The 11,431-nt window shown below is 74.5% G+C and carries 1 protein-coding gene (cut by a window edge); it reads right to left on the reverse strand.

Translation table 11 applies throughout. The features are described 5' to 3' along the window. Positions 1 to 11,400: the 5' portion of a type I polyketide synthase gene (locus ACFYVL_RS38645; RefSeq protein WP_389253639.1), read on the reverse strand. 10,188 nt of this gene lie to the left of the window's left edge; only the first 11,400 of its 21,588 coding nucleotides appear in the window; the start codon lies at positions 11,398 to 11,400; its stop codon lies beyond the left edge, outside the window. Between the last annotated feature and the right edge of the window lie 31 nt (positions 11,401 to 11,431).

Below are 11,431 nucleotides of genomic sequence, written 5' to 3' on the forward strand. Positions count from 1 at the left end.
CGCACCCGGTTCACCGGCCGCGACCGCTGTCAGGCCGCGCAGCAGCTCGTCGCGGTCGGAGCCGACGACCACCGCACGGTTCGACAGCGCGGCGCGGGTCGTCGCCAGGGAGTACGCGACGTCGAGCGGCAGCAGACCGGGGTCCGAGGTGACGAACGACCGCAGCCGCTCTGCCTGCGCACGCAGCGCGTTCGCGCCGGTGCCGGACAGTACCCACGCAACGGTCGATGGGGCTGCGCGCTCCTCCTCGGGCTCGGCCACCGCCGGAGCTTCCTCCAGGACGATGTGGGCGTTGGTGCCGCTGACGCCGAACGCCGAGACACCCGCGCGTCGCGGCTGCTCGCCCTCCGGCCAGTCGGTCCGCTCGGTGAGCAGTTCGACGGCGCCGGTCGTCCAGTCGACGTGCGGGGTCGGCGCGTCGACGTGCAGGGTCTGCGGCAGGACGCCGTGGCGCATCGCCATGACCATCTTGATGACGCCGGCGACACCGGCGGCTGCCTGGGTGTGGCCGATGTTGGACTTCACCGATCCCAGCAGCAGCGGGCGGTCCGCGTTCCGGTCCTGGCCGTAGGTGGCGAGGAGCGCCTGCGCCTCGATGGGGTCGCCGAGCTTCGTACCCGTTCCGTGCGCCTCGACCGCGTCGACGTCGGCGGTCGAGAGTCCGGCGGAGGCGAGGGCCTGGCGGATGACGCGCTGCTGGGAGGGCCCGTTGGGGGCGGTGAGGCCGTTGGAGGCACCGTCCTGGTTCACGGCGGAGCCGCGTACGACCGCCAGCACGTCGTGGCCGTTGCGTACGGCGTCCGACAGACGCTCGACGAGGAGCATGCCGACGCCCTCGCCCCAGCCCGTACCGTCGGCGCCCGCGGCGAACGCCTTGCAGCGGCCGTCGGCGGCCAGCGCGCGCTGGCGGGAGAACTCCACGAAGATCTCGGCCGTCGTCATGACGCTCACGCCGCCGGCCAGCGCCATCGTGCACTCGCCCGAACGCAGCGCCTGCACCGCCAGGTGCAGGGCCACCAGGGACGACGAGCACGCCGTGTCCACGGTCAGCGCGGGGCCCTCCAGACCGAGCGAGTAGGCGATGCGGCCGGACATGATCGCGGCCGAGTTGCCGGTCGCGGCGCGGCCCTCGAAGTCGCCTGTCTCGTCGTCCTTCAGCAGGGACGCGTAGTCCTGGCCGTTCGTACCGGTGAACACACCGGTCGCACTGCCCTTCAGCGACTCGGGCGCGATGCCCGCCCGCTCGAACGCCTCCCAGGACGCTTCGAGGAGCAGCCGCTGCTGCGGGTCCATCGCGACGGCGTCGCGCGGCGAGATCCCGAAGAAGCCCGCGTCGAAGTCACCGGCCCCGTAAAGGAAGGCCGCCCGCCGGGTGTACGAGGTGCCGCGGTGGTCGGGGTCCGGGTGGTACAGGTTCGCCGTGTCCCAGCCACGGTCCTCGGGCAGGTCGCCGAGCGCGTCGGCCCCGCTGTCCAGCAGCCGCCACAGGTCCTCGGGCGAGGCGACGCCACCGGGGAACCGGCAGCTCATGCCGATGATGGCGATCGGGTCGTCGTCCGGCGCCCCGGCGGCCCGCACCTGCTCCACCGGCGCCGGCCGGTCGCCGAACAGCTCGCCGCGCAGGTACGCCACCAGGGCGCGCGGCGAGGGGTGGTCGTACGTCGTCGTGGCGGGCAGCCGCAGCCCCGTCACACCGTTGAGGCGGTTGCGCAGCTCCACGGCGGTGACGGAGTCGAAGCCGCTCTCGTGGAACGCCCGGCCCGGGTCGACCGCGTCCGGGCCGGAGTGGCCCAGCACCACCGCGACCTGACGGCGCACCAGGTCCAGCAGCGCGCGGTCGCGCTCCGCCTCGGTCAGCCCGGCGAGCCGCCCGGCCAGACCGGACGGTTCGGGCGCGGCCTGCGTGTCGGCCGTCCCGACGCCGGAACCGATCAGCGCACGCACCTCGGGGACGTCGCGCATCAGCGGGCTCGGCCGGGTCGCGGTGAACGCCACGTAGTGCCGGGCCCAGTCGATCTCCGCGACGGTCACCACGGTGTCGCCCTGGCCGACGGCCCGCGCCATCGCGGCGGCGGCCATCTCCGGTGCCATCTCCGGCACCCCGTGCCGCCGGGCGACCTCGCCGACGCCGCCCTCACCCATGCCCGCACCGGCCCACAACCCCCAGGCCACGGACGTCGCGGGCAGCCCCTCGGCCCGGCGCTGCTCGGCGAGCGTGTCCACGAAGACGTGGCCGGGCGCGTAGTTGCCCTGCCCCGGGGCGCCCAGCGTGCCGGACAGCGAGGAGAACAGCACGAACGCGTCGAGGTCCATGCCCCGGGTCAGCTCGTGCAGGTTCATCGCACCGCCGGTCTTGACGCTCAGGACCCGCTGCAACTGGTCCGTGGTCAGCGAACCGATCGTGCCGTCGTCGAGAACGGCGGCCGTGTGCACCACGGCGGTCAGCGGGCCGACCTCGGCCAGCAGCGCCGCCAGCGCATCCCGGTCGGCGACGTCGCAGGCCGCGACCGTCACCCGCGCGCCCAGCGCCTCCAGCTCCGCCACCAGCGGCTCCGCACCCGGGGCCGCCATGCCCCGGCGGCTGGTCAGCACCACGTGAGCGGCGCCCCTGCCCGCCAGCCAGCGGGCCACGTGCCCGCCCAGCGCACCGGTGCCGCCCGTGACCAGCACCGTTCCGGACGGCCGCCAGTCCGGTGCGTCGGACCGGCGTACCGGGGCGTGCCCGATCCGCCGCCCGAACAGCCCGGCCGTGCGCACCGCCAGCTGGTCCTCGTCCGACCCGCCGGCCAGCACACCCGCCAGCAGGCTCTGCGCCCGCTCGCCCACTTCCTGCGGAAGATCCACCAACCCGCCCCAGCGCAGCGGCTGTTCGAGGGCGACGACCCGGCCGAGACCCCAGGCCAGCGCCTGCATGCGGCTGGTCGCCACCTCCGTGCCGACCGACACGGCGCCCCGCGTGAGGCACCACATCGGCGCCTCCACCCCGGCGTCGCCGAGTGCCTGCGCCAGCAGCAGCGTCAGCGCGTAGCCGCGCGGCACGGCCGGATGCGCCGGGTGGGGGCTCTCGTCCATCGCCGCCAGCGACACGATCCCGCCGAGCCGCGGGTGTTCGACCGACAGGTCCCGCAGCCGGTCGGCCAGGGCGGTGCGGTCCAGGTCGGCGGCCCCGAGCACCACCGTGTGCGGTACGGCGCCCCGGCGGGTCAGCAGCTCGGTGACCCCGGAGACCCACGCCTCGTCGGCCTGCCCGTCGGTCACCAGCACCAGCCAGGTACCGGACGGGCCGCCGGAGGCCGGGGCCGACAGCGGCTTCCAGTGGATCTTGTACCGCCAGGAATCCATCGTGGAGACCTCACGGCGGTCGCGCCGCCACCGAGACAGCGCGGGCAGCACCTCGCCCAGGGGCTCCCCGCCGACGCCCAGGGCCGTCGCGAGCGATTCCACGTCGGCGCCTTCGAGCGCGGCCCAGAACTCGGAGTCCGCCGCGTCGGAGACCGTGCCCGTGTCGACGGAGTCCAGCCAGTAGCGCTCCCGCTGGAACGCGTACGTCGGCAGGCCGACCCGGCGCGCACCGCCCAGCAGCGGCAGCCAGTCGACCTCGACGCCGTGCACGTACGCCTCCGCCAGCGAGGCGACCATGCGCGCGGGACCACCGTCGTTGCGGCGCAACGACCCGAGCACCGCGCCCTCGCGCCCCGCCGCCTCGACGGTCTCCCGCACACCCGCGGTCAGCACCGGGTGCGCGCTCGCCTCGACGAAGACGGTGTGACCGTTGTCGAGGAGCGTCTCCACCACCTGGTGGAAGTGCACGGTGTTCCGCCCGTTGCGGTACCAGTAGGCGGCGTCGAGGTGGGCGGTGTCGGTGAGTTGGCCGGTGACGGTGGAGTAGAAGGGGATGTGTCCGGTGCGGGGGGTGATGGGTGTGAGTGCTGCTGTCAGCTCGTCCTTGATTTCTTCGAGCTGGGGGGAGTGGGAGGCGTAGTCGACGGGGATGCGCTTGGCCTGCGGGATTTCGGCGAGGAGCGCTTCGAGGACGTCGTTGTCGCCGGAGACGACGGTGGAGGCGGGTCCGTTGACGGCGGCGATGGAGAGTCCGTCGCGGTCGCGGAGTTGATCGGCGGGGAGGGGTACGGAGACCATGCCGCCGCGTCCGGAGAGGGCGAGGAGTGCCTTGCTGCGCAGGGCGACGACGCGGGCGCCGTCCTCCAGACTGAGGCCGCCCGCGACGCAGGCTGCGGCGATCTCGCCCTGGGAGTGCCCGACGACGGCGGCCGGTTCGACTCCGTAGGAGCGCCACAGCTCGGCGAGGGAGACCATGACGGCCCACAGGACCGGCTGGACGACGTCCACCCGGAGCAGGGCCTCTTCGTCGTCGAGGACGTCGAAGAGGGACCAGTCCACGAACGGGTTCAGCGCGTCGGCACACTCCTGCATGCGCGTCGTGAACACGTCTGAGGTGGCGAGGAGTTCGGTGGCCATGCCGGTCCACTGGGATCCCTGGCCCGGGAACACGAAGGCCACCTTGCGGGAGCCGGGCAGGACCGTTCCCGTGACGAGGCCCGGGGCGGGTTCGTCCTGCGCCAGGGCCGACAGCCCGGCCAGCAGTTCGGCGGACTCCGAGCCGAGTACGACGGCGCGGCGCTCCAGGGCCGTCCGGTCGTTCAGCAGGGAGAACGCCACGTCCCGCACCTGCCGTTGTCCGTCGCCCGCGCTCTCCCAGGCGTACAGCCGGTCGGCCTGCGCGCGCAGGGAACGGTCGTCGCGGGCGGTGACCACCCACGGCAGTACGGTGCCGGGCCCGGCGGCGGCCGGCTCCTCCGCCGTGTGCACGGGCAGCGGTGCCTGTTCGAGGACCACGTGGGCGTTGGTGCCGCTCACACCGAACGACGACACGCCGGCCCTGCGCGGGCGGTCGGTGCCCGGCCAGTCGGTGTGCTCGGTGAGCAGTTCCACGGCCCCGGCCGTCCAGTCGACGTGCGGGGTCGGCTCGTCCACGTGCAGGGTCTGCGGCAGCACGCCGTGGCGCATCGCCATGACCATCTTGATGACACCGGCGACACCGGAAGCGGCCTGTGCGTGACCGATGTTGGACTTCACCGAGCCCAGCAGCAGCGGGCGGTCCGCGTCCCGGTCCTGGCCGTAGGTGGCCAGGATCGCCTGCGCCTCGATCGGGTCGCCCAGGGTGGTGCCGGTGCCGTGCGCCTCGACCGCGTCGACGTCGGCGGGGGACAGGCCCGCCGTCGCCAGGGCGGCGCGGATGACGCGCTGCTGGGAGGGGCCGTTGGGGGCGGTGAGGCCGTTGGAGGCGCCGTCCTGGTTGACGGCGGAGCCGCGGACGACCGCGAGGACGTCGTGGCCGTTGCGCACGGCGTCCGAGAGGCGCTCGACGAGGAGCATGCCGACGCCCTCGGCGAAGCCCGTGCCGTCGGCCGCGCCCGCGAACGCCTTGCAGCGGCCGTCCCGGGACAGACCGCGCTGGCGGGAGAACTCCACGAACACGGTCGGCGTCGCCATCACGGTCGCACCGCCGGCCAGCGCCAGGTCGCACTCGCCCAGACGCAGCGCCTGCACCGCCAGGTGCAGCGCCACCAGCGACGACGAGCACGCCGTGTCCACCGTCACCGCGGGGCCTTCGAGGCCGAACGTGTAGGCCACGCGGCCCGACGCCACGCTCGCCGCGGCACCCGTGCCGAGGTAGCCCTCGACGCCCTCGGGCGGGTTCGCCAGCCGGGTGAGGTAGTCGTGGTGCATCACGCCGGTGTACACACCGATCCGCTCGCCCTTGACCGAGCCGACGGGGATGCCCGCGCGTTCGAACGCCTCCCAGGACGTCTCCAGGAGCAGCCGCTGCTGCGGGTCCATCGCCGCGGCCTCGCGTGGCGAGATCCCGAAGAACCCGGCGTCGAACTCGGCGGCGTCGTGCAGGAAGCCGCCGTCACGGGCGTACGACGTGCCCGTGGTGTCCGGGTCCGGGTCGTAGAGGGCGCCCAGGTCCCAGCCGCGGTTGTCCGGCAGGCCGGAGACGGCGTCCCCGCCGGACCGGACCAGGTCCCACAGCTGCTCGGGCGACGCGATCCCGCCGGGGTAGCGGCAGCTCATGCCGACGATCACGATCGGGTCGTCGGCGACCTGGGCGCGCGGCGCGGGCCCGGCCGGCGCCTCGTCCGCACCGAGCACCTCGGCGAGCAGGTGCCCGGCCAGCACGCGCGGCGTGGGGTGGTCGAAGACGGCGGTGGCGGGCAGCCGCACACCGGTGGCCGCACTGATCCGGTTGCGCAGCTCGACGGCGGTCAGCGAGTCGAAGCCGACCTCCTGGAACGTGCGCGACGCGTCCACCGTGTCCGCCGTCGCGTGCCGGAGCACCGCGGCGACGTGATGGCGTACGAGATCCAGCACCACGTCCTGCCGTTCGGCGGGCGGCACCTCGGCCAGCCGGCGGCCCAGCGCGGTGGTCGTCGCACCGTCCACGGCCGCGGCGGGGCCCGCCGCACGGCGGATCGGCGTACGGACCAGGTCGCGCAGCACCGGCGGGACGTGCTGCGCGTCGGCCCAGGCGCTCGGGTTCAGCGGGGCGGCCAGCACCATCGCCTCGTCGGCGGACAGCGCCGCGTCGAACAGCTCCAGCGCCTGCGCGGTGGACATCGGCAGCGCGTGCGCGCGGGCCAGGTCGTCGTCCGTGAGGCGCCGGGTCAGCTCGCTGCGCTCCTCCCAGAAGCCCCACGCGACGGAGGTCGCGGGCAGCCCCCGGGCGCGGCGCCGGGCGGCGAGGGTGTCCAGGTACACGTTGGCGGCGGCGTACCCCGCCTGGCCCGCGTTGCCCAGGACGCCCGCGGCGGAGGAGAACAGCACGAACGCGGCGAGGTCGAGGTCCCGCGTCGCCTCGTGGAGGTGCAGGGCACCGGCCGCCTTGGGCGCCATGACGCCGGCCAGCCGTGCGCCGTCGAGCGCGGTGACCACCCCGTCGTCGAGCACCCCCGCCGTGTGGACGACGGTGCGCAGCCCGGGAACGGAGGCGATCAGCTCCGCGACGGCGGCACGGTCCGCCACGTCGCAGGCCACCGTCCGCACCCGGGCGCCGAACGCCGCCAGTTCGGCGGCCAGCTCGGACGCGCCGGGGGCGGCTTCGCCCCGACGGCTCACCAGGACCAGGTCCCGTACGTGATGGGCGGTGACGAGATGCCGGGCGACGAGCGCGCCGAGCGTTCCGGTGCCGCCGGTCACCAGGGCGCTGCCGCCGTCCAGGGCGGGAGCTTCGGTGCGGCGGGCCTTCACCAGGCGCGGCACCAGCACCCGGCCGCCCCGTACCGCCAGCTGGGACTCACCGGCCGCGGTCGCCGCGTCGAGGGCAGGCAGTGCGGCGTCCGCGTCGTCGACGTCCACCAGCACGAACCGGCCGGGGTGCTCCGACTGAGCGGACCTGACGAGCCCCCAGACCGCGCCGCCGTCGGGGTCCGGCACGTCCGCACCGGGCACGGCGGCCACCGCACCACGGGTCACGACGACCAGCCGCGCGTCGGCGCACCGCGCGTCGGCAAGCCAGCGCCGCACGGCGTCCAGCACTCCGGCGCTCTCCACCGCGTCGACCCGGACCCACTCCGGTACGTCCCCCTCCGCCGCGAGCGCGTCGAGGGCACCCAGCGCCGAAGCGTCCTGCACACCGAAGTCGCGCTCCGACCACTCCACCCCGTACAGCGACGCGGCAGCGCCCCCACGGGCGTCGTGCAACTGCGCCGCCGTGACGGGCCGCAGCGCCAGCGCGCGTACCGACAGCACGGGTGCGCCGGTGGTGTCCGTGGCCCGCAGGGCGACGGTGTCCGGCCCGGCGGGGGACAGCACCACCCGCAGGGTCGTCGCGCCCACCGCCGTCAGCGAGACGCCGCTCCAGGCGAACGGCACGTACGCCAGCCGGTCGTCGGAGACGAAGTCCCCGAACCGGATGCCGTGCAGCGCGGCGTCCAGCAGCGCCGGGTGCACCGCGCAGCGGGCCGCGTCGCCCAGCGCCTCCTGCGGCACGACGATCTCGGCGAACACCTCGTCACCGTGCCGCCAGGCGGCGCGCAGACCCTGGAACACCGGGCCGTAGGCGTAGCCGCGCTCGGCGAGCGAGGGGTAGAGGCCGCCCGCGTCCACCCGCTCCGCACCGGCCGGCGGCCACGCCTGCGGAGCGTGCTCCTGCTGCCGTGCACCGGTGCCGAGGGTACCGTTCGCGTGCCGTACCCACTCGCCCTCCCGGCACGAGTACACCGACACCGGGCGGCGCCCCGCCCCGTCCGCGTCGCCGACCGACACCTGGACCTCGACGGCACCCCGCTCCGGGAGCACCAGCGGCCCCTCCAGCGTCAGTTCCTCCACCACGTCGCAGCCGAACCGCAGCCCCGCCTGAAGGCTCAGCTCGACGAAACCCGTCCCCGGCAGCAGCACGACACCGGACAGCGCGTGGTCGCCGAGCCAGCGGTGGGTCGCCTGCGACAGCCGGCCCGTCAGCACACAGCCGCCGGATGCGGGCAGCGTCACCGTCGCACCCAGCAGCGGGTGGTCCACCGCACCCAGGCCCAGCGAGGACGCGTCGCCCCGGCCCGCCGCCGGAGTCAGCCAGAAACGCTCCCGCTGGAACGCGTACGTCGGCAGCTCCACCCGGCCGCCACCGGGGAACGCGGGCCGCCAGTCGACCCGTGTCCCGGACACGTGGAGTCGTGCGAGCGAGGAGTGGAACCGGGCGAGCCCGCCCTCGTCGCGGCGCAGCGAACCGGTCACCACCACCTGCTCACCGGCCGCCTCGGCGGTGTCCTGGACACCCGAGGCCAGCGCCGGGTGGGAGCTGGACTCCACGAACACCCGGTACCCGTCGGCGAACATCGACCGCAGCGCACCCACGAAGTCGATCGGCATCCGGGCGTTGCGGAACCAGTACTCCGCGTCCAGCCCGGACGTGTCCAGCAGCCCGCCCGTCACCGTGGAGTAGAACGGCACGTCCGCGCGGCGCGGCGCGACGTCCGCCAGCAGCTCCAGCAGCTCCTCGCGCAGCGGCTCGACCTGCGCACAGTGCGAGGCCACCGTCGCGGGCACGACCCGGGCCCGCACCCCGTCCCGCACGCACGCCTCGACGAACTCCGCCAGCCCCTCGGGATCACCGGCGACCGTCGAGGCCGCGGGCCCGTTGACACCGGCCACCGTCAGCCGCTCGCCCCACGCTTCGAGCCGCACCGCCAGCTCGGCGGCGGGCAGCGCGACCGAAGCGATGGCACCCCGGCCGACCAGCTTCTCGGCGAAGAGCCTGCTGCGCAGCACCACGACCTTCGCCGCGTCCTCCAGCGACAGCGCCCCGGCCACACAGGCCGCCGCGATCTCGCCCTGCGAGTGCCCCACCACGGCCGCGGGCCGCACCCCGTGCGACGCCCACAGCTCGGCCAGCGACAGCATCACGGTGAACAGCACCGGCTGCAGCACCTCGATGAGGTCCGGCGACGGCGCCCCGGGCACCCCGCGCACCACGTCCGCGACCGACCAGTCGACGTACGTCTCCAGCACGGCCGCGCACTCCGCGAACCGCCGGGCGAACACCGGCGAGGTCTCCAGCAGTTCGACGGCCATGCCCGCCCACTGGGTGCCCTGACCGGGGAAGACGAACACCACCCCGGTGTCGGCACCCGCCACGCCCTCGACGACCTGCGCGGACGGCTCACCGGACGCCAGGGCCGACAGACCGGCCAGCAGTTCGTCCCGCCCGGCACCGGTCACCACCGCGCGGTGCGACAGCGCGGAGCGCGTCGTGGCCAGCGAAAGACCCACGTCGACGGGGTCCAACGTGCCCACCTCGGCCACCAGGCGCGCGGCCTGCGCCCGCAGCGCGGCCTCACCGTGACCCGACAGCACCCACGGCACCGCCGACGGTACGGAACCGGGCAGCCCGGCCCCGGCCCCGGCCGCACGGGTGGCCGCCGGCGCCTCCGTCACGCCGGACGGTGCCTGCGTCACGCCGGACGGTGCCTGCGTCACGCCGGTCGTGTCCGCCGGTCCGTCCGTGAACCCGGGCTGCTCCACGATCACATGGGCGTTGGTGCCGCTGACACCGAACGCGGACACACCCGCCCGCCTCGGCCTGTCGCCCCCGGGCCACGACGTGTCCTCGGTCAGCACCCGCACGGCCCCGGCCGACCAGTCGACGTGCGGAGTCGGCTCGTCCACGTGCAGGGTCCGCGGCAGCACGCCGTGGCGCATCGCCATGACCATCTTGATCACACCGGCCACACCGGCCGCGGCCTGGGTGTGCCCGAGGTTCGACTTCACCGAGGCGAGCCACAGCGGCCGGTCCCGGTCCTGCCCGTAGGTGTCCAGCAGCGCCTGCGCCTCGATCGGGTCGCCCAGCTTCGTCCCCGTACCGTGCGCCTCGACGGCGTCGATGTCCGACGCGGAGAGCCGGGCATTGGCCAGGGCGGCGTTGATGACCCGTCGCTGGGACGGGCCGTGCGGCGCGGTCAGCCCGTTGGAGGCACCGTCCTGGTTCACGGCGGAGCCCCGCACCACGGCCAGCACCGGGTGACCGTGGCGCTCCGCGTCCGACAGCCGCTCGACGAGGAGCATGCCGACGCCCTCGCCCCAGCCCGTGCCGTCGGCGTCCGCGGAGAACGCCTTGGAACGCCCGTCGACGGCCAGCCCGCCCTGCGCCGACAGCTCGACGAACGTGCTGGGCGTGGTCATGATCGTGACGCCGCCCGCGAGCGCGAGCGAGCACTCGCCGTTGCGCAGCGCCTGCACCGCCAGGTGCAGGGCGACCAGGGAGGACGAGCAGGCCGTGTCCACGGTGGCCGTCGGGCCCTCCAGACCGAAGGTGTACGCCACCCGGCCGGAGATCACACTTGCCGCGCTGCCGGTGCCGAGGTGCCCCTGCACCTCGTCGCGCGCCGCGCTCAGGAGCGTGGCGTAGTCCTGGCCGTTGGTGCCGATGAACACACCCGTAGCGCTGCCCTTGGCGGACTCCGCCGAAATGCCGGCCCGCTCGAACACCTCCCAGGCGGTCTCCAGCAGCAGCCGCTGCTGCGGGTCCATCGCGACGGCCTCGCGCGGCGAAATGCCGAACAGGCCCGCGTCGAACTCCGCGATGTCGTGGAGGAATCCGCCGAACCGGGTGACGGACGTACCGGAGCCGCCCGTCCCGTCGAAGAGGCCCTCCAAGTCCCAGTCGCGGTCGCCGGGGAAGTCCGTCACCGCGTCGCCGCCCGCCGAAACGAACTCCCAGAGCGCCTCAGGAGAGCTGATCCCACCGGGGAAACGGCAGGTCATACCCACGATGGCGATCGGCTCGTGGTTCTTGGCCTCCACCTCCTGGAGGCGCTGGCGCGTCTGCCGCAGATCCTTCGTCATCTCCTTCAGGAAATGACGCAGCTTCTCTTCGTTCGACATCGCGGACTGCCCTTTCGAGGTGGAACTGAAC

Source organism: Streptomyces sp. NPDC004111 (genome assembly GCF_042874215.1).
In the GTDB taxonomy this organism is placed as follows: domain Bacteria; phylum Actinomycetota; class Actinomycetes; order Streptomycetales; family Streptomycetaceae; genus Streptomyces.